Consider the following 20,990-nt stretch of genomic DNA (forward strand, 5'->3'; position numbering starts at 1 on the left):
TTTAATAATTTATATTAAAGTAATGGCTTTAAGTAGTGCCCAGTGTGTGAGCGCTGACATTCAGCCACTTCTTCTGGTGTACCTGCAATCAGTATTTCACCGCCGCCAGCACCACCTTCAGGGCCTAAATCAACGATCCAGTCGGCTGTTTTGATGACATCTAAGTTATGCTCAATCACTACAATGGTATTGCCATGATCGCGTAGGCGATGAAGCACCACTAATAACTGTTCAATATCAGCAAAATGAAGTCCCGTGGTTGGCTCATCAAGAATGTACAAGGTTTTTCCAGTATCACGCTTAGAAAGCTCACGTGCTAACTTAATTCGCTGTGCTTCACCACCAGAAAGTGTTGTAGCGGCTTGGCCTAAACGGATATAAGAAAGACCAACATCCATTAGGGTTTTAAGTTTACGTGCAATAGCCGGTATTTTATCAAAGTAGTCATGGGCATCTTCAACGGTCATGTCGAGCACTTGGTTGATGTTTTTGCCTTTATATTGTACTTCTAAAGTTTCGCGATTATAACGTTTACCCTTACACACATCACACGGTACATATACGTCTGGTAAGAAGTGCATTTCTACTTTGATAACGCCATCACCTTGGCACGCTTCACAACGGCCACCTTTAACATTAAAGCTAAAGCGGCCCACTTTGTAACCACGTGAACGGGCTTCTTGAGTACCCGCAAACAGCTCACGAATACCGGTGAAAATACCAGTATAAGTGGCAGGATTTGAACGCGGTGTGCGGCCAATAGGACTTTGGTCAATATCAATTACTTTATCAAAGTGCTCAAGTCCTGCAATTGACTCATAAGGAGCTGCTTCAGCAGTAGTTGCGCCGTTGAGTTCTGTGTGGGCAAGTTTAAATAAGGTGTCGTTAATGAGTGTAGATTTACCCGAGCCAGATACGCCGGTAATACAAGTCATTAAGCCAAAAGGTATTTTTAAATCAACATTTTTTAAGTTATTACCCGTTGCTCCAAACAGTTCTAACCATTTCTCGTTAGTAGCATGGCGCTCTTTAGGTACTTCTATTTTACGCACGCCCGATAAAAACTGGCCGGTAACCGAGTCTTTGCTTGCTAAAATATCATCGCGTGTACCTTGAGCAATAACATGGCCGCCATGTACGCCAGCACCTGGGCCAATATCAATAATATGATCAGCGGCACGAATGGCGTCTTCATCGTGTTCTACAACAATAACGGTGTTACCCAAATCGCGTAAATGAACTAAAGTTTTTAATAAACGGTCGTTATCACGTTGGTGCAAACCAATTGAAGGTTCATCCAGTACATACATAACACCCACTAACCCAGCACCAATTTGACTCGCTAAGCGAATACGCTGTGCCTCACCGCCTGAAAGTGTGTCGGCGCTACGCTCAAGTGATAAGTAATTTAGGCCTACATTAATTAAGAACGATAGACGATCACGAATTTCTTTTAAAATTTTCTCGGCAATTTGGCCTTTTTGCCCTGTCAGGTGCAAGCCTTCAAAAAAGCCCATCGCCTCACCAATACTCATATGCGTAATGGTTGGCAAGTTAGTTTGACCAATAAATACATTGCGTGCTTCTTGGCGTAAACGTGAGCCTTTACAACTAGGGCAGGCTTGGCTGGTTTGATACTTGGCTAGCTCTTCGCGTACTGAGTTTGATTCAGTTTCGCGGTAGCGGCGGTTCATATTGTTTAATACGCCCTCAAATACATGATTACGTGTAATTAAATCACCGCGGTCATTACGATAATTAAATGCAATTTTAGTATCACCAGAGCCATCTAAAATAATTTTTTTATGTTCTTTTGCAAGCTCTTGATAAGGTACATCTAAATCAAACTCGTAATGCTGCGCAACCGCTTGCAACATTTGATAATAGTAAAAACTGCGTTTATCCCAGCCTTTAATTGCGCCACCGGCTAAGCTTATTTCAGGGTTATGAACCACGCGATTCGGGTCAAAGTATTGTCTTACACCTAAACCGTCACAGCTTTGACAAGCTCCTGCAGGGTTGTTGAACGAAAATAAACGCGGTTCAAGTTCGGTCATCGCATAGCCACAGGTTGGGCAGGCAAAATTTGCTGAAAACAGCATTTCTTCAGCACTGCTATCGTCCATAAAAGCAATGTTGGCAACGCCGCCTGACATTTCAAGTGCCGTTTCAAAAGACTCTGCAAGACGTTGCTGTTGACCCTCTTTTACCTTAAAGCGATCCACAACGACTTCAATAGTATGCTTTTTATGTAAATCTAGCGGTGGTGGATCGGATAAGTCGCATACTTCACCATCTATACGCGCACGAATGTAACCTTGACTAGCAAGTTGTTCTAATAGTTTTACATGCTCACCTTTACGGTCTTTAACAACAGGAGCAAGTAGCATTAACTTAGTGCCTTCAGGCAGCGCTAATGCGGTATCGACCATTTGACTAATTGTTTGCGCTGCTAAAGGAAGATCATGAGTTGGACAGCGAGGTTCGCCAACCCGTGCAAACATTAAACGCAGGTAATCGTAGATTTCAGTAATGGTTCCCACGGTTGAACGGGGATTATGCGAGGTTGATTTTTGTTCAATGGAAATAGCAGGGGAAAGGCCTTCAATATGATCTACGTCAGGTTTTTCCATTAATGACAAAAACTGCCTTGCATAAGCAGAGAGTGATTCAACATACCGGCGTTGCCCTTCTGCATATAGCGTATCAAATGCAAGCGATGACTTTCCTGAACCAGATAAGCCAGTGATAACAATTAGTTTATCACGTGGGATGGTTAGGCTGATGTCTTTTAAATTGTGCGTGCGGGCGCCTCGGACTTCAATGTTTTCCATGCTATCTCGTTTATTGCCAAAATTATTTGTTCAGTATCGCATAATACGCTGCAATATTAATCCTTGATCATTGAAAAAATCCTTAGTTATAGACGATTAATTATTGCCAAGCTTGTGATAGAATCCTTGCCTAATTTTTTCACACAGTAAGATCACGCAAATAATGACCGCATCTTCACTTAATTCACGAGAGAAACGCGCCGCCGTATCGTTAGCGAGCGTGTTTGCATTTAGAATGCTCGGCTTGTTTATGCTGATGCCTGTTTTAGCTATTTATGGTCAATCGCTTGAAGGCTTTTCACCTTTATGGATAGGTTTTGCAATTGGTGCGTATGGTTTAACGCAGGCCGTATTACAAATACCTATGGGGCGACTGTCTGATAAAATTGGCCGTAAAAAAGTGATTGTAGGTGGTTTGCTTGTATTTGCCTTGGGTTCTGTAGTTGCTGCTTTGGCCGAGTCCATACAAATGGTAACGGTAGGGCGTGCCTTGCAAGGTATGGGCGCTATCGCTAGCGCATTGTTAGCGTTTGCATCAGATTTAAGTCGTGACGAACAACGACCAAAAGTAATGGCCGTGATTGGCATGAGCATAGGTATGAGCTTTGCCTTCGCTATGCTACTTGGACCTATAGTGGCATCTTCATGGGGTATAGCAGGGGTGTTTTGGTTAACTGCTATACTGGCTTTATTAGGAATTTTTATTGTCACTATGCTGGTACCCAGTGCAATAAATAAAGCGCCTAAAGGCGATACCCTCGCCAGCTTTAGCGATATTAAAAAGCTAATTAAACATCCGCAGCTAGCGCGTCTAAATGCGGGCGTATTATTGCTGCATTTAACATTGACGACTATTTTTGTAGTATTACCAAGCCAATTAATTAAAGATGGATTAGTCGCCGAAAACCATTGGCAGCTTTATATTCCTGTTTTATTTTTGGCGTTTTTTTTGATGGTGCCAGTAATGATAGTGGCAATTAAAAAAGAGAAAGAAAAACAGGCGTTTATTGGTTCAGTGATGGTCTTAATAATAAGTATGTTAAGCATGTCAATATGGGCCAATAGTGTTGTTGGTATTGCGGTTTGTATGCTGTTATATTTTGTTGCTTTTAACTTTTTAGAAGCCACTATGCCAGCTCTTGTGTCGCGTATTGCTCCAGCAAGTCAAAAAGGCTCCGCTATGGGTGGGTATTCATCTAGCCAGTTCTTAGGGGCTTTTTTAGGCGGTATGTTAGGCGGGTATGTAGCACAAACCACCAGTACGCAAGCTGTGTTTGCGGCGGCGGCACTTGTTGGGGTAATATGGCTTATTATTGCGTGGAAAATGCAAGTCCCACCGAAAAGCAAAGTTATTAGTTTAATGACCCAATTAGATTCTGAAGAGCAGGCACAAACATTAGCTTCTCAGTTAGTTGCTTTACCCGGCGTAATAGAAGCAACCGTAGTTCGCGATGAAAGTCGAAGCTACTTAAAGATTAATGATAAAGAATTTGACCTAGACCAAGCCCGAAGAATGGCTGGTTTAATCTAACGTTTATAGGAGATGGTTCCATGGCACGCGGTGTGAACAAAGTAATTTTGGTTGGTAATTTGGGGCAAGATCCTGAAGTTCGTTACATGCCTAATGGTAATGGCGTAGCAAATATTACCTTAGCAACTTCAGACAGCTATAAAGATAAAAACACTGGCCAAATGGTTGATAAAACTGAGTGGCACCGTGTAGTGTTTTTTGGAAAATTAGCTGAAATTGTAGGTGAATACTGCCGTAAGGGTTCACAAATTTACGTAGAAGGTAAACTTCAAACTCGTAAATGGACTGACCAACAAGGCCAAGAAAAGTACACTACAGAAATTGTTGTTGATGGCTTTACTGGTCAAATGCAAATGTTAGGTGCACGTGGTGGCGACCAACAAAGTGGTGGCTATCAAGGTAACCAAGGTGGTCAACAAAGTGGCGGCTATCAAGGTAACCAAGGCGGACAGCAAAGCGGAAGCTATGGTCAAAATAACCAAGGCCAAAATAGTCAGCAAGGCAGTTATGCCCCACAGCAACAATCTGCACCTGCCCAGCAGCCGGCTCCTCAACAAAACAACCAGTATCAACCACAGCAGCAAGGTGGTTTTGCACCTCAGCAAAATAATGCACCACAACAGCAAGGCGGGTTTGCTCCTAAGCCGCAGAATGCACCGCAAGGTGGCGCATCAAACCCAATGGAACCAACAATCGACTTTGATGACGATATTCCGTTCTAAATTTCCAACTTTTTAGTTTAAAAAGTATTAAAAAAGAGCCCTGAGTAATCAGGGCTTTTTTTATTGATAATAATTACCACCCCTCTCGCTTATCCTCAGCTGAGTGAGTAAATACTCCTCATTAAAAAGCTATAAATAGCTTTAAGGTTTTCAAAGCAGAGCAACATTCTCATTTATGCGCACAAAGATGAAGCCATTATTAATTTTGTTGAACACTAAATATAATGTTTATAAACATTAAGTATTAACAATAAAACAGCTACTAAACTTTTATTATTGGCTTGTGCAATTGCAAATAGTAGACAACACTTTAATAACTTATTTAATGAGCGGGTAAGTTATGAAAGCCAGTCAGTTTCAGTTTTCCAATTACGCTAGTGCCTTATTTTACGCTCTGTGTTTTATGCTATTTATTATTTTTAATAGTGGTTTAAATTTAGTTTTACAACATCAAAATAAGCAAACAGGTATAGAGCTCGCTAAGCAACTGCAGCAGCCGTTAGCCAATGCGCAGCAACTTTTAACCAATACACCTTTTACCCTGGCTCCAGATAAAGTTTCTGTTTATATAAAGCAGAAAAAGCACTATTTCAGCTCTAATTCAAAAGGGATTCTGTTATATTCATGGCCTACCTGGTATGCCTATAACTACCTATTTATAATAATGAATATGTTTATTTTGGCCATTATTTTTGCTGCTAGGCGCTTTATATTGTTTAAAGCGACCAAAAATAGTTCAGTGACGTTGAAGCGCAAGCAAAACGATGGTTATAAAAAGGTGTGCCATACGCCTAGAATAAAGCCTACACAACCGGTATTAGAAAACGTAGTCAAGGAGCAGAAAATAATTGGCTATAATATATTTGCGCTCATTCAATGCGAATGCCATTTTGATACAAACACGGACTTACCTGCGACTCTTAAAGTATTGCTAGCAAAAGACTTTACCAATACGGCTGTAATATCCGTTAAGCAATTAACAGCGGGTAAGTTTGCTTTTACTTTCACTGGGGTTAGTGCAATTGATAAAAAAAATTGCGCTAAATACTTACATCAATGCATGCTTAATGCAGCCCATATTTTAGCTCATAGAGTGACTAAAGAGTGTATAAAATTAGGTATGTGCACTTACTATTCGAATGCTGATCAGGTTATGGTGTATCAGCTTGCCAGATCGTCACTCACACTATCAATACAAAGTAGAGTGCAGCATTATCATCAATTGGCAATCAATTGCAGCCATCTTCAAATGCCTAATAAAAACCTAGTTGCGCAGCGAGTTGAAAAACAAAAATTAGCGATTTTATTTCAACCTGTATACGAGTTGGATAGCGGTGCTATTATCAAACATCATGTTTTAATTAAAAGTAGCGATAAGACAAATAAACAATTATTTAATCAAGATCATATAAGCCAGTTTTACAATGAGGATGAGGCATTGCTACTTGACCAAGCGGTTGTTATACAAGTTAAAAAGTTGCTGCTAATAGAAAAGTCATCGTCTGTTATTAGTATTAAATTGCATCCTAAAAACTGGTTTAATAGTGAGTTTTGGTGTTGGCTAAGTAAACATATGAGTGAGTTGAAAAGCCTTCATACGTTACAGTTTTTGATAAATGAAGCTGACTTTTTAGATAGCCAAGATCGATTGCAGGCTGCTTTTACGACCATAATAGCGCTCAACTTTAATATCGTTATTGATGAGGTTAGAAGTAGTAAGAGCATATTTAACTTCACCCATAACAAGCAAATAGCGGGGCTTAATTTGGCCCATGAACTTGTTCATGGCATAGATCATAATTATTTACAGCAGAAATCTGTCAGGGGAATTGTGCATATTGGTAAATTATTAAGTTTGCCAGTGGTGGCCTCGAGTGTAGAAACGTATCAAGAATTGCAATTTTTAAAAGTGATAGGTGTTAGTACTGCACAAGGAGGGTATTTCTCTGGGTTATTACCCGACTTCACTCAAGTTGCATTTCATTAGCTAGTTGAACAAGTCCACGATATTTTAGCCCATCCAAACCTTGCAGCCCTCCTGTATGAACGGCAATAATTTTGCTGCCAGGGGGAAAGTAGTCGTTGTTAATGAGCTGCCAAAGTGCATACATCATTTTTCCGCTGTAAATAGGTTCCAGTGGTAACTGATATTGCTGCTGCATGTACTGGCAAAACTGCCATAGCTCAGTAGTAAAGCGACCATATCCGCCATCATGGAACTGTGTAAGTAACTGCCAATTACTTTGTGATTTTGCTTTAGGACTAAGAGCCCGTATTTCATCTCGCAGGTAGTCGGCTTGCTTTAAAACTGCAACACCTAATACAGTGCTTTTACTTGAGCTGCCCTCTATTAAGCCCGCCAAGGTTCCACCACTGCCAGTAGGGCAGATTAAGTAGTCGTGCTCAGGTAAACTTTGGGCAAGTTCTTTACATCCTTCTATAGCAAACTCGTTTGTGCCTCCTTCAGGTAGGATATATGCATTAGGGAATCGTGCCTGTAATGCTGTTAAATATGCTTTATCATTTCGTTGTCGGTACTCTAATCGATTCACTACATGTAATCGCATGCCACATTGCTTTGCAAATTTTAACGTTGGATTATTGAGATCAAGCTCAGGGCCTCGAACAATTGCGTGGGTTACTAGGTTAAATTCTTTCCCCGCGGCTGCGCACGCGTGAATATGATTCGAAAAAGCCCCACCAAAAGTCAGTAATTCTGTTTTACCTTGTTGTTGCATGCGAGCTAAATTGTATTTGAGCTTACGCCATTTATTACCACTAATAACAGGGTGTAATAAGTCATCACGCTTGATGTTTAACGTAATGTTTTTTTCTGCTAGCAATTTGTTATTAATTGGTTGTAAATAACTATGTTCATTAATACTGAATTGTATTGGCATTATCACTCTTTTTTATTAGTTACATGGTGAATGTGCTGTTTAATAGCGTTATTTTGACTCAAATTTTATTACTTAAGCAAATTAAAAAATATGTATGCGCCGCTAAATTGGTATCTTTTGGGCGTAAAAGGCAGATAAATCTCGGTGTTGTTAAATAAATTAGCTATTTAGTACAAATGAAACGGTTATTTACTGGCATGAAACGGGATAATAGTTGTAAACTGAGATAATAAATGAACAAAGCTTGTGTTTTGTGCTTCAAGTACATAGCATAAGGTTTTATTATAAAAAATAATAATAACCAAATAATTGCCGCTTTTTTGGGACTGGAATATATGCGAATTGCTCCTTTATCTCTATTAATTTCTGCTAGCTTTTTTGCCAGCACAGTATTTGCACAAGATACAACTACTGTAAATAGAATTGAATCAGAGATTAATACGAAACAAACAGAATACACTCGTTCAACAACGATGCTCGATAAATATTTACAAGAAGAGAATCAGCTTCAAACCCAGCTTGAACTGCTTAGAGCGCGTTCAACACAACTTGATAAAGAAAAAAATCAAGCATTGGATGCGATGAATGACATGTATCGACGCTTAATTAATAATCCATCGCTTGATATTACGCAGGCGCAATCTCGTTATCAAAAAGCCGTTGTTGACCAAGAACAAAACAAAAATGATATCTCTATGCAATTGGCGGCAATTGCATCCCATCTAAAAGATATTGAGCAAATTCGCGCTGATAAACATGCTCTTCAGAACACTATTGAAAGTTTAAAAGTGCAATACACCACTGCGCGTGTAGAGCGATTGCGCAACGAATTTACCCGTGAAGGGACACTTGAAGTCGACCACACCCTTAATTGTAAGCGTACTGAAACACTAGCGGCATGTGAGCAACGCGGACAGCAGATGGGGCTGAAAAAGGCGACTAAGCGCTTTTTAGATCAAATATTTGAAAATCTTACCGAAAAACGTCTTGTCGAACCTAAGCGAGATATGGCAGGAGCGCAAGTACAGATTTTAAGTAGCCATGTGATTAAGAGCGCATTTAGCGGGCAAGGTGATTACAACGTCAATTTAAGCGTTACTATGCGTGGAGATGTAAACAGCAGCCGTTTGTGTCACTTATTAAGTGTAAATAACAGTTTTTGTTCAGAGTATGGTACCCCGCTGACAAATACTTATCAGCCTGCTTATAGCACTACTTTTTCAGATAGTCAGTTAACATTCAGCGATAATGCGGATAATAAAGCGGTCGCTGTTGTTGCAAAAACAGCTAACAAAAAGCCAAAAGTGGTCGCTGAGCAAAAGAAAGATCAGTTAATCCAGTTAACTTTGCGCTCAAACGTGCATGGCGATGAAGTTTTTATTAACGACATTCGTGTTGGTTCTACTCGCTTAGTAACAAGGTTACCGCGTGGTTTACACAAATTAGAAATACGCAAAGACGGTTATGTTCCTTACAAAGCACGTATTGATTTAAAGAAGACACGTACACTTTTCGCTAAGTTGAAAAAAAGTCAGAGTCGATTGCTGCACCGACTAAAAAGCGAGAGCAAATAATACAAGCAGATTGCCCTAAAGGAATGGAAGTAGACACACGACCACCTATGGTCGATTCGTCAGCCGTAGTAATCCCTGTTGGCACATTTAAAATGGGCGATATTAACGGCAATGGACTGGAAAACGAGCGTCCCGTTGTTGAAAAAACGATTAGTGAAGCGTTTGTTATGCAAAGTAAAGAAGTCACTGTCGGCGCATTTGAGAAGTTTGTAAACGAAACACAATATAAGACTGAAGCTGAAAAAGGCAAAGGGTGTGCTTATTATCTAAATGGCGAACCCGTTTGGGAAGCAAGCTTAAACTGGCGAGCTCCTGGGTTTGAGCAAACTAGTGATTCTCCAGCTGTGTGTTTGACAAAAAATGATGCTGTAGCTTACGCAGAATGGTTTTCTGATAAAACAGCGCAAACGTATCGCCTACCTACAGAGGTTGAGTGGGAATATGCAGCGCGAGCAGGTACAGATACTGAATACCCTTGGGGTAACGAAATTGGTAAAAACTTAGCAAACTGTGGTTGGTGTGGTAGCGAATGGTCAAACAAACGCACTGCACCGGTAGGGTCTTTTTCTGCAAATGCATTTGGTTTATACGACACCGTGGGCAATGTATGGGAATGGACGGGTAGTACAGAGAATAAAAAAAATGCAGTGGTTCGTGGCGGCGCATGGAATTTTGCACCTAGCCTTGCTCGTGCCTCAACGCGTTTAATCCTAGCGCCAGACTTTAGAGCTAATTACATTGGCTTTCGCTTAATGAGCGAACAATAATATTTAATGAGGAAGCAAACGCTTCCTCTTTTTAATGATTACAAAGACGGCTGCGCTTTATATTGCTCATTACATTGAGAATGTTAAAGTAAGCGCAACTAAAATAAGAACGAATTTCAAAGGTCATCCAGCCTCATGTTTAAAAAACTCCGTGGTATTTTTTCAAACGATCTATCGATCGATCTAGGTACAGCCAACACACTAATTTATGTAAAAGAAGAAGGGATCGTATTAAACGAACCTTCAGTAGTTGCTATTCGTCAAGAACGTGCTGGTGGACCTAAAAGTGTTGCATCTGTAGGTACAGAAGCTAAGCAAATGTTAGGACGTACGCCTGGTAATATTAAAGCTATTCGTCCGATGAAAGATGGTGTGATTGCTGATTTTTATGTGACCGAAAAAATGCTCCAGCATTTTATTAAGCAAGTGCACAACAATAACTTTATGCGACCAAGCCCACGTGTACTTATTTGTGTACCTTGTGGCGCTACACAGGTTGAAAAGCGTGCCATTCGCGAATCAGCGATGGGTGCAGGCGCTCGTGAAGTTTACTTAATTGAAGAGCCTATGGCTGCTGCAATTGGTGCTGGCTTACCAGTATCGGAAGCAACGGGTTCTATGGTTGTTGATATTGGTGGCGGTACAACCGAAGTGGCTATTATCTCACTCAATGGTGTTGTTTATTCGTCATCTGTACGTATTGGTGGCGACAAGTTTGATGAAGCCATTATTAATTATGTTCGTCGTAACTTTGGTAGCTTAATTGGTGAAGCCACGGCTGAGAATATTAAACATCAAATTGGCTCTGCATTTAAAACAGACGATCCAGTAGAAATCGAAGTGCGTGGTCGTAACCTTGCAGAAGGTGTTCCTCGTTCGTTTACACTTAACTCGCATGAAATTTTAGAAGCATTACAAGAGCCGCTAATGGGGATTGTAAGTGCAGTAATGGTTGCACTTGAACAGTCACCACCGGAGCTGGCATCTGATATTTCAGCGCACGGTATGGTATTAACTGGCGGCGGCGCGTTACTAAAAGATTTAGATCGCCTACTCATGGAAGAAACTGGTATTCCAGTGGTTGTTGCTGATGATCCACTTACGTGTGTTGCTCGTGGCGGCGGTAAAGCGCTTGAGATGATTGATGTGCACGGTGGTGACGTTTTTAGTTACGACTAATGAAATCAATGTTTGAAAAAACAATCTCTTTGCAACTGCGACTTTTTGTCGCAGTGCTTTTGAGTATCGTATTGATCCTTGGAGATAAATACACAAAGGGTGGTGAAAATATTCGCACCAGTTTGAATACCTTAGTCACCCCTCTTATTTATGTTGCCAACCTGCCTTACGAAGTATTTAGCTTTAGCGCCAAGAGTTTGCACACCCGCGAGCAGTTGCTTACTGAGAATGAAGCCCTGAAAAAAAGCAAGTATTGCAGAGCGAACAAATCCAGCAATATGAATTCTTAGCAAAAGAAAATCAAAAACTAAGAGCATTAATGGGCTCGTCTTCAAAACATACCAATCGTAAAATTATTGCTCAAGTACTTTCTGTTCACTCAAATCCTTATAGTCATCAAGTGGTGATAAATCGAGGAACTACCGATGGTTTAAGTGAAAGCCAAGCAGTAATTGATGATATGGGACTAGTGGGGCAGTTGACTAAAGTGGGCTCAACCACGTCACGAGTGTTATTAATTACCGATACCACCCATGCCACGCCTGTGCGTATTTTGCGTAATGATGTGCGAACAGTGGTTGAAGGTATTGGTAAAATTAACGTACTGAAGCTTTCGCATGTGCCGCATAGTTTAGATGTACGTATTGGCGATGTACTGGTTACATCTGGCCTTGGTGGCACATTTCCTGAAGGCTACCCGGTTGCGGTGATCACAGAAATAACCCGTGATGAAGGTCAACCTTTTGCGCAAGTCTTTGCTGAGCCGATAGCTCAATTAGACAGAATTCGACTATTAGTCGTGTTATGGCTAAATCAGCAGGAGTTGATGGGAGATGATTAACCGCCAAACGCTATTAATTGCGTTAAGTATTTTCTTTGCATTGGTAGTGGCATTGATGCCATTACCTTTTTCACTTGAACCATTTCGTCCTGACTGGGTGTTGTTGGTGCTTATGTATTGGTCTTTGGCTTTACCGCACCGCTTAAATATAGGTACAGCCTGGGTTGTTGGGTTATTGATTGATTTAGCGACTGGCTCTTCTTTAGGTGTAAACTCATTAACCTACTCGGTATGTATTTTTGTTACGGCAAGTAACTTTCAAAAAATTCGCAATTTTTCATTGTGGCAACAAAGCCTTTTAATTGGCTTATTTTTAACGCTTTATCATTTAATGCAGTTTTGGTTAAATCACTTTTTACTTGGCGTTTATTTTAGCCCACATTACTTATGGCCTGTATTAACAGGCATGTTGAGTTGGATATGGGTATTTTTATTACTTAGAAAATACCGTAGACACTTTAGGATCAGATAATGACTTGCGCAGTATATTTAGCTTCCGCGTCTCCCCGTCGTAAAGAGCTTTTAACCCAATTGGGTGTCGAATTTTCACAATTTAGTGTTGATGCTGATGAAAGCCAGCTTGTTAACGAACTCCCATATGATTATGTCGAACGCTTAGCGCGTTTAAAGGCGCAAATGGGGGTCGAGCAAGGGTATACCGACCGCCCAGTTTTAGGCAGCGATACTGTAGTCGTGATTGACAATCAATCTTTAGGTAAACCCATAGATAAACAAGACTTTACTCACACCTTAAAGCGTTTATCAGGAAATACTCATCAAGTGTTAACTGCTATCGCTTTTGCCACACCAGAAAAAGTACTTAGCTGTGTTGTCAGTACTGATGTTACTTTTAAAATACTCAATGATGCAGAAATCGACGCTTATTGGCAAACGGGCGAGCCTCAAGATAAAGCCGGTGGTTACGGTATCCAAGGGTTAGGTGGACGCTTTGTAACGCATATTTCGGGTAGCTATTTTGCCGTTGTAGGCTTACCTTTATATGAGACAGAACAATTATTAAATACATTCTTAAGAGGGTAGCATGAGTACAGAACTACTGATCAATGTCACGCCAAGTGAAAGTCGCGTTGCCCTAATAGAAAACGGTGTATTACAAGAAATTCAGCTAGAGCGTATTGGTAATTTAGGCATAGTAGGCAATATTTACTTAGGTAAAATAAGTCGCGTGCTACCGGGAATGCAAGCTGCTTTTGTTGATATAGGCTTAGAGAAAGCCGCCTTTTTACACGCCTCAGATATCGTCAATAGTGCTTCTATTGTGGAAGGTGTTGACGACGAGCCAATTAAAAAAGTCCAAGATATTCGTGAGCTTGTTCGTCAAGGGCAGTACATTATGGTGCAAGTGGTTAAAGATCCACTGGGCAGTAAAGGTGCTCGCTTAACCACTGATATTACTATACCGTCACGCTATTTAGTATTTATGCCCGATGCGACGCATGTTGGTGTGAGTCAGCGTATAGAAACGGAAGAGGAACGCGCTAGACTTAAAAAAATTGTTGCTGAATATGGCGACGAAAACGGTAGCTTTATTGTTAGAACTGCCGCTGAAGGTGCAAGTGAAGCTGAGCTTCGTCACGATGCTGCGTTTTTAAAAAAACTGTGGGATAAAATAGTTTCTAAACGCCGTAAAACCAGCAAAGCGAGTATTTTGCATGAAGATCTTACGCTAGCTTTTAGAACGTTACGTGATTACGTGGGCGAAGATATGGAGCGCATTCGTGTTGACTCTAAGCTTACCTATCAAGAGCTTAAGCTGTTTACTGAAGAGTTTGTGCCGTTATTATCGCAAGTGCTTGAGTATTATCCGGGTGAGCGCCCCATTTTCGACTTATTTGATGTAGAAAGTGAAATTCAAAAGGCATTGCACCGTAAGGTGACTTTAAAGTCTGGTGGGTACCTGATCATAGATCAAACCGAAGCAATGACCACGGTTGATGTTAATACCGGTGCATTTGTTGGTCACCGTAACCTTGAAGAAACTATTTTTAATACCAATGTTGAAGCAACCTCAGCTATTGCCCGTCAACTAAGGCTGCGTAATTTAGGCGGTATTATTATTATCGACTTTATTGATATGCTCAGCGATGAGCACAAACGCCGAGTAATGCATTCATTAGAGTCTGCGCTTTCTAAAGATCGTGCTAAAGCCAATATTAATGGTTTGTCGGCATTGGGACTAGTTGAAATGACCCGCAAGCGAACTCGCGAAAGTTTAGAGCATATACTGTGTGATGTATGTCCTGCATGTTCAGGACGTGGTTCACAAAAAACGGTAGAAACTGTGTGCTATGAAATCCTTCGTGAAATAGTGCGTGTTAATCGCGCTTATGCTGCTGATAAGTTTGTAGTTTATGCATCCCCAGCAGTATGTGAAGCGCTATTAAATGACGAGTATCATAATCTTGCAGAGTTAGAGTTATTTATTGGTAAGCAAGTTAATATTCAAACAGAGAGCTTATACAGCCAAGAGCAGTTTGATGTGGTAATGATGTAATGAAGTTTAAAGCGGCCTGTTTCTTTTGTGTACGCAAATTATGGCAAATAAGTGCTGTAATTTTGGTGCTAATGGCCGTTATTGTTTCTATTTTAAAATACACCTTACCCTACGCAAATGATTATAAAGGCGACATAGAAAATTACCTTGATAGCAAGTTTGATATCAGCTTATCGATAGGCGCTATATCGGCAAGTTGGCAAGGTAATGGCCCAGCCCTAGTGCTCGAAGAATTATCATTTAAAGACAACCAAACCGCCCCTATTTCTTTAACTATTGCGAAAACCAGTTTAGAGCTAAATCTTTGGGAAAGCTTAAAGTCTCTTCAACTTAAGTCGAATTACTTTGTCATTAATGGTTTTCATACCAAGGTTAATGTCGCGAATTTATTTGTCGGCAACCAAGATGATGTGTCATTTGAACAAAAAGAATTAATAGAAGGGCTATTTTTAGGTGAAACTGGTCATTTTGCTATAGAAAACTCCAGTATCAACTTTGTATTAGAAGATAACAAAGAACGCAAACTGTTATTAGAAAACATTGTATGGCAAAACCAAGATAAGCAACATCTTGGTAGTGGCAGTCTAGCATTACCGGGTATTTCGGTGGGGAATTTTGATGCACGCATTGCCCTTAAGGGTGAAACCTTAGAGCAAATGGTGGGTGATTTGTATGTGCAGGCTAATCAGGTTGATGTGTCAAATTGGTTAGCGCAATATATTAATACTCAAAAGCAGCAACTGCATAGCGATTTAAATTTACAAGCTTGGCTTAGATTAGAGCAAGGCCTAGTGAGTGACGTAAAAGTTCAGTGGTTACCGAGCGCGGTAAATTGGCAGCTCAATGAGCAAACACAAAATGTAAGCCTAAGTGAAGGGGGATTTCATTTATACCCTGAGCAAAATAGCTGGCGATTAAAAAGCACAGGCTTAGCATTTAGCACTGGTGAAACCACTTGGCCAAGCCTTGAATTTGAAGCCTTATTGGGTAAGCAAAATAAAGTATGGCTACAGCAACTTGATTTAGCGCTATTGAGTGATTTAGCTGAGTTGACTAATTTTACCGATTTAACCCCCTTTTTAGCACGCCAACCTAGCGGACAAATAAAGACTGCGTACCTTGAGTTTGCCGATGCAAGGCAATGGCAACTATGGTTTGATGCTGACGAAATTAGCTGGCAAGAAAAAAACGCTGTACCCGCCGCTCAATCTTTAAGAGTTAATGGGTTGGTTAATCAGCAGTATGGTCGCATTGCGATTTTTAGTGAGAACAGCCATTTAATTACAGGCGCTAGTTTTAGTAATAATATTGATTATAACCAATTAAATATTGAGCTAGATTTAGCAAAGCGCTCAGGCGATTGGTACATCAGTAGTAATAACCTTTGGCTTGATAACAATGAGGTGACTTTAAGCGCACAAATGCAGCTAAGTTTGGGTGATACGCCACGCTTAGATTTATATGCTGAAGCGTTTGCACCAGATGCCAGTATTGCTGGTCACTATTTTCCTTTAACATTAATGAGCCCTGACTTAGTTAGTTATTTAAATGGTGCAATAAAAGCAGGCGAAGTATCAAATACTCAGGTGTTATTTTCTGGTCCACTATCAGGCTTTCCATTTGATGATGGTTCAGGGCAGTTTGATGTAATAGCACAAATAGACAATGCCACCTATCAATTCGATCCCGATTGGCCAGCAGTAACTAATGCCAATGTAAAGCTGCATTTTGCTAATGAGCGAATGGACATATATAGTCAGCAAGGCCAACTGGTAAACCTTGACGTTGGCAGTAGTGTCCATGTAAGTATTGATGACTTAATGGGCGATGCGCCGTTGGTAGTTAGTATTGATAAGCAAGCAGAGCTTGAAAAAATGCACGATTTTTTTGCCGCTACGCCTTTAGCAAATCCATTAGCTGATATTTTTAATGTTGTGCAAGGACAGGGTCTTGCAAGTGCAAATATTGAATTGCTAATAGGTTCACAATTTGAGGGGGAGCCAGTGTCAGTGGTAAGGTTAATTTACCCGACTCACCTCTCTACATTTCTGCGCCTGGTATTTCTCTTGAGCATTTAAAGGGTGAACTTAGCTTTAATAATCAACAAATAAACCTTACAAATGCAACGGCTACATGGCTTGGTATGCCACTAACTATTAACTACAATAGTGACGCAAACGAAGAGGATTATCGCGCTAATATAAATATAAATGCTCAGCTTGATGCACAAACACTCATAAACCATGGTCAAGGCATTTTAGATGGTTACTTAAGTGGGCAAAGTGATGTTGATATTGCTTTGGAGCTTAATTTTACCGAGCAAGGATTTAACTATCGTGCCCAAGTTGAATCGCCACTTATTGGCTTAAGTAGTTCTTTACCTGGAGCATATACAAAAAACAGTGAGCAAGCTTGGCCACTGAGTGCGGTTATTCAAGGTGATGATATATCTAATTTGATCACCGCAAACGTTGATCAGCTAGTTTATTTTAATGCCATTCTAGACAATACTAAATCACAGTTTAATAACGCCCACTTTATAATTGGCAACAAAGATTTAGGGCTTAACGCACAAGATTTAGCGGTAAGTATTAACTTAGCGCAAAGTGAGTTATTACCTTGGATTGATTTAATTGATCAAATTATTAATGCAGCTAAAGCGCAGCCAGAGAGTGAATCGCCAGGTATTATGCCGCCTTTGTATGAGGTTGTTGCGAATATTAACTCTTTTAATGTGAGTGACATGCAGTTTAATGATTTTGATATGCGTTTGTCGCCCTTAAATAATAACTTGCAATTAAAGCTCAATGCCAAAGAGTTACGAGCAGAAGTATTCATTCCCAGCGAGCAATCAAGTCAGCCAATTCGAATAAACAGTGACTATTTAAGGCTTAATTTTTTAGAGGCCGAACCAGAACTACCGAGCGAAAAATCATCTCCTGAACAACTTACATGGCTTACAAATTTGCCTGCTATTGAGTTTGAATGTACCGATTGTAAGATCAGCCATTATCAGCTAGATAAAGTCAGCGCCTCATTGTTAGGCGATGGTAAAAAGCTACTTATTTCTGAGCTAGTGGTGGATAAAGGCGATCATATATTGCGCACTAAAGGGCAATGGCAAAATGGTTTAACGGCAATGAGCGGCGAACTTAAAAGTGATGATATTGGCGCCTTATTTAATGAATTTGATATTACCACCACTATTAAAGACTCAAACGCCAACCTAAATTATCAATTAAATTGGCAAGCGGCACCTTATAACTTAGATATTGCTAGTTTAGACGGTGAAATTAGTTGGGATTTAGGCGAAGGCCATTTAACCGAAGTCAGTGATGGGGGCGCACGGGTATTTTCATTACTGAGCCTTGATTCATTAGTGCGTAAATTAAAGCTTGATTTTAGAGATGTATTTTCTAAAGGTTTTTTCTATAACAGTATGAAAGGCACGATGCAGATAGATAAAGGCATTGCCTATACCCAAGATACTAAAATGGATGGGGTACCTGCTGATCTCTCTATTAAAGGGTATGCAAATTTAAATACTCTCGAAATTGACTACGACTTAGCAGTAGCACCGCAAGTAACCTCGAGTATTCCGGTGATTGTAGCTTGGATGGTGAATCCCGTAACGGGGCTTGCAGCCTTAGCAATTGATAAAGTGATTCACTCTGCGCGAGTGATCTCAGAGATCAACTTTAAAGTGACGGGCAAAATGAACGATCCTCAGGTACAAGAGTTAGATCGTAAGAGCCGAGAGGTGACTTTACCGCAAGCAGCACAAAATCAGCCGCAAGCATCTTCAGAGTTAAAGCTTAAAGATGCTGAGGTGAGCGCAGCGCAATGAGTAAATCACTTATAAGTACAACACCTGCGATTATTGCATTACAAATGTGCTCAGGCTTAAATCCTGATGATAACATTGCCACCTTAAAGCAAGTCTTAGCTGAATTACCAAGCCGGCGACCTTTGTTAGTATGTTTACCAGAAGCGTTTTTAGTGTTTAGTAAACACGCTGGTGATACGTTGTTAGTGTCACAGCGTATTGAGCAATATAAACAGCAAATTAGTGAATTGTGTCGTAAACACAATATTTGGTTAAATGCTGGCACCATGCCAGAGCCCTATGACCAACATAAGTATTACGCTGCCTCACACTTGTTTAATAACCAAGGCGATATTGTTGCAAGCTATAACAAAATACATTTATTTGATGTTGAGGTAGATGACCAGACCGGCAGCTACCGAGAGTCCGACTTTACTCAAGCGGGCGATGAGATTGTGGTTGTTGATTCTCCCTTTGGTAAAATTGGTTTAACAGTATGTTATGATTTGCGCTTTGCTGGTTTATTTAATGCCTTAGCTCGTAAAGGCACAGAAATTATATTAGTACCCAGTGCGTTTACTGTTCCAACAGGTAAAGCGCATTGGCAGCCGCTACTGGCAGCACGTGCCATAGAAACGCAGTGTTATGTTATTGCTGCAGCGCAATATGGAACACATGAAAACGGTAGACAAACTTATGGTCACAGCCTGATGTTATCGCCCTGGGGTGAGACATTAAGTGAAAAACCAGCAGAGCTTGGTTTTATTAGTTGTACCGTAGATTTGAACCAGTTACACAAAATTAGACGAGATATGCCGCTGCAATCTCACCAACGATTTAGAGAGCCATTATTATGAATTCGGTTGAACAGCATTTATTACACGACAGCCAGCTAAATCGAGAAGAACTCGAGAAAACGCTTCGCTTTATACATCAACATAACATTGATTACGCCGACTTATATTTTCAATCAAGCCATCATGAATCATGGGTGTTAGAAGATGGTTTGGTAAAAGAAGGTTCTTACAATGTTGAACGCGGTGTAGGTGTTCGCGCTGTAAGTGGTGAAAAAACCGGTTTTTCTTACTCAGATGCAATAAATTTAGAAGCGCTAAATAAAGCCGCAACTGCAGCACGCAGTATTGCCGATGCAGGTGATAATAAATCAATTCAAGTATTTAGTGATGTGGCTGCAAAACAGCAGTTTGCACCGCATCAACCAATTTCTAGCATGAGCGATACCGATAAAGTTAATTTGTTACGTGAGCTTGAAAATTATATCCGCGAATTAGCCCCTGATGCTGAGCAAGTTATTAGCTCAATGTCTGCGGTATACGAAGAAGTATTAATTGCAGCCAGTGATGGCACCTTTGCTACCGATATTCGCCCACTGATCCGTTTAAACTGCTCTGTATTGTTAGAGAAGAATGGTCGCCGTGAACGTGGCGGTGCTGGTGGCGGCGCACGCCTAGACTATGGTTACTTTAAAGAGCTTGTTGATGGCAAGCCGCGTTGGATGGGCTTTGCAGAAGAAGCCGTTCGTCAAGCTAAAGTAAACTTAGAAGCTATTGATGCCCCAGCGGGTACTATGGAAGTGGTATTAGGTAATGGTTGGCCAGGCGTATTGTTACACGAAGCGGTAGGTCATGGTCTAGAAGGTGACTTTAACCGTAAAGGCGCGTCTGCGTTTAGCGGTAAAGTAGGTCAAAAAGTTGCTTCAGAGCTATGTACTGTGGTTGATGATGGTACTATGGCCGATCGCCGTGGTTCACTTAATGTAGATGACGAAGGCACGCCTGCAGCCTATAACGTACTTATCGAAAACGGTATTTTAAAAGGCTACATGCAAGATAAAATGAATGCGCGTTTGATGGGGGTAAACCCAACAGGTAACGCACGTCGTGAGTCATACGCGCATTTACCAATGCCACGTATGACCAACACTTACATGTTAGGTGGCGAGCACAGCCAAGCTGATATTATCAGCACGGTTAAAAAAGGCGTGTTTGCCCCTAATTTTGGTGGTGGCCAAGTGGATATCACCTCAGGTAAGTTTGTATTTAGTGCCTCAGAGGCCTACTTAATTGAAAATGGCAAAATTACTCAGCCTATTAAAGGGGCAACATTAATTGGTAATGGCCCTGAGGTTATGCAACAAATCTCTATGGTAGGTAATGATTTAGCGCTTGATAAAGGCGTAGGTGTTTGTGGTAAAGATGGTCAAAGTGTACCAGTAGGTGTTGGCCAACCAAGTTTGAAAATTGATCAGTTAACAGTGGGTGGCACGGCTTAATTTTATTA

General features: G+C 40.7%; 11 protein-coding genes and 3 pseudogenes. 12 read left to right on the forward strand and 2 right to left on the reverse strand.

Annotated features, from left to right (window positions below):
- Positions 1-14: 14 nt before the first annotated feature.
- Entirely contained in the window at positions 15-2,834 is a 2,820-nt protein-coding gene (gene uvrA, locus AC0L7Q_RS00960) for an excinuclease ABC subunit UvrA (RefSeq protein ID WP_413401158.1), read from the reverse strand.
- A gap of 163 nt (positions 2,835-2,997) precedes the next feature.
- Here uvrA and AC0L7Q_RS00965 point away from each other — a divergent pair, with 163 nt between their 5' ends.
- The 3 genes from AC0L7Q_RS00965 to AC0L7Q_RS00975 all read left to right on the forward strand — a co-directional run bounded on the left by AC0L7Q_RS00965 (position 2,998) and on the right by AC0L7Q_RS00975 (position 7,074).
- Positions 2,998-4,365 (forward strand): MFS transporter, encoded by a 1,368-nt coding sequence (locus tag AC0L7Q_RS00965; protein ID WP_413401159.1) that lies wholly within the window; start codon positions 2,998-3,000, stop codon positions 4,363-4,365.
- A gap of 20 nt (positions 4,366-4,385) precedes the next feature.
- The gene (ssb, locus tag AC0L7Q_RS00970; protein ID WP_008467569.1) at positions 4,386-5,087 is read left to right on the forward strand and encodes a single-stranded DNA-binding protein; all 702 of its coding nucleotides are present in this window, start codon (positions 4,386-4,388) and stop codon (positions 5,085-5,087) included.
- Positions 5,088-5,427: 340 nt separating this feature from the next.
- Complete coding sequence (locus AC0L7Q_RS00975; protein ID WP_409424488.1) at positions 5,428-7,074, forward strand: EAL domain-containing protein; 1,647 nt, start codon at positions 5,428-5,430, stop codon at positions 7,072-7,074.
- Here AC0L7Q_RS00975 and AC0L7Q_RS00980 read toward each other — a convergent pair.
- A complete protein-coding gene (locus tag AC0L7Q_RS00980; protein ID WP_409424489.1) occupies positions 7,052-7,987 on the reverse strand; it encodes a 1-aminocyclopropane-1-carboxylate deaminase/D-cysteine desulfhydrase in 936 nt (311 codons plus the stop codon). The genes AC0L7Q_RS00975 and AC0L7Q_RS00980 overlap by 23 nt on opposite strands.
- Positions 7,988-8,322: 335 nt before the next feature.
- Here AC0L7Q_RS00980 and AC0L7Q_RS00985 point away from each other — a divergent pair.
- The 9 genes and pseudogenes from AC0L7Q_RS00985 (at position 8,323) to tldD (ending at position 20,982) form a co-directional block, all read left to right on the forward strand.
- Positions 8,323-10,328, forward strand: a pseudogene (locus AC0L7Q_RS00985) (SUMF1/EgtB/PvdO family nonheme iron enzyme).
- Positions 10,329-10,463: 135 nt separating this feature from the next.
- On the forward strand, positions 10,464-11,507 hold the full coding sequence (locus tag AC0L7Q_RS00990; RefSeq protein ID WP_008113726.1) for a rod shape-determining protein: 1,044 nt from the start codon (positions 10,464-10,466) through the stop codon (positions 11,505-11,507).
- Positions 11,507-12,348 (forward strand): annotated as a pseudogene (mreC, locus tag AC0L7Q_RS00995) (rod shape-determining protein MreC). Before AC0L7Q_RS00990 ends, mreC begins: the two are co-directional and overlap by 1 nt.
- On the forward strand, positions 12,341-12,820 hold the full coding sequence (gene mreD / locus AC0L7Q_RS01000) for a rod shape-determining protein MreD (RefSeq protein WP_138607165.1): 480 nt from the start codon (positions 12,341-12,343) through the stop codon (positions 12,818-12,820). The pseudogene mreC and the gene mreD overlap by 8 nt, the downstream one beginning before the upstream one ends.
- A complete protein-coding gene (locus tag AC0L7Q_RS01005) occupies positions 12,820-13,389 on the forward strand; it encodes a Maf family protein (protein ID WP_138607163.1) in 570 nt (189 codons plus the stop codon). Before mreD ends, AC0L7Q_RS01005 begins: the two co-directional genes overlap by 1 nt.
- Position 13,390: 1 nt before the next feature.
- Positions 13,391-14,863: a ribonuclease G gene (rng, locus tag AC0L7Q_RS01010; protein WP_413401161.1), complete on the forward strand. Its 1,473-nt coding sequence runs from the start codon at positions 13,391-13,393 to the stop codon at positions 14,861-14,863.
- Positions 14,863-18,710, forward strand: a pseudogene (locus AC0L7Q_RS01015) (YhdP family protein). The gene rng and the pseudogene AC0L7Q_RS01015 overlap by 1 nt, the downstream one beginning before the upstream one ends.
- Complete coding sequence (locus tag AC0L7Q_RS01020; RefSeq protein ID WP_413401163.1) at positions 18,707-19,546, forward strand: carbon-nitrogen hydrolase family protein; 840 nt, start codon at positions 18,707-18,709, stop codon at positions 19,544-19,546. Before AC0L7Q_RS01015 ends, AC0L7Q_RS01020 begins: the two are co-directional and overlap by 4 nt.
- Entirely contained in the window at positions 19,543-20,982 is a 1,440-nt protein-coding gene (gene tldD / locus AC0L7Q_RS01025; RefSeq protein ID WP_413401164.1) for a metalloprotease TldD, read from the forward strand. Before AC0L7Q_RS01020 ends, tldD begins: the two co-directional genes overlap by 4 nt.
- Positions 20,983-20,990 lie beyond the last annotated feature (8 nt).

It is taken from the genome of Pseudoalteromonas sp. KJ63-1, assembly GCF_055808145.1.

What these genes read in the sequence shown, in the direction of transcription:
- AC0L7Q_RS00990 (WP_008113726.1), top strand. Translation starts at nt 10,464, where the DNA reads ATGTTTAAAAAACTCCGTGGTATTTTTTCAAACGATCTATCGATCGAT.
- AC0L7Q_RS00975 (WP_409424488.1), top strand. Translation starts at nt 5,428, where the DNA reads ATGAAAGCCAGTCAGTTTCAGTTTTCCAATTACGCTAGTGCCTTATTT.
- mreD (WP_138607165.1), top strand. Translation starts at nt 12,341, where the DNA reads ATGATTAACCGCCAAACGCTATTAATTGCGTTAAGTATTTTCTTTGCA.
- AC0L7Q_RS01005 (WP_138607163.1), top strand. Translation starts at nt 12,820, where the DNA reads ATGACTTGCGCAGTATATTTAGCTTCCGCGTCTCCCCGTCGTAAAGAG.
- AC0L7Q_RS00980 (WP_409424489.1), bottom strand. Translation starts at nt 7,987, where the DNA reads ATGCCAATACAATTCAGTATTAATGAACATAGTTATTTACAACCAATT.
- uvrA (WP_413401158.1), bottom strand. Translation starts at nt 2,834, where the DNA reads ATGGAAAACATTGAAGTCCGAGGCGCCCGCACGCACAATTTAAAAGAC.
- rng (WP_413401161.1), top strand. Translation starts at nt 13,391, where the DNA reads ATGAGTACAGAACTACTGATCAATGTCACGCCAAGTGAAAGTCGCGTT.
- AC0L7Q_RS00965 (WP_413401159.1), top strand. Translation starts at nt 2,998, where the DNA reads ATGACCGCATCTTCACTTAATTCACGAGAGAAACGCGCCGCCGTATCG.
- ssb (WP_008467569.1), top strand. Translation starts at nt 4,386, where the DNA reads ATGGCACGCGGTGTGAACAAAGTAATTTTGGTTGGTAATTTGGGGCAA.
- tldD (WP_413401164.1), top strand. Translation starts at nt 19,543, where the DNA reads ATGAATTCGGTTGAACAGCATTTATTACACGACAGCCAGCTAAATCGA.
- AC0L7Q_RS01020 (WP_413401163.1), top strand. Translation starts at nt 18,707, where the DNA reads ATGAGTAAATCACTTATAAGTACAACACCTGCGATTATTGCATTACAA.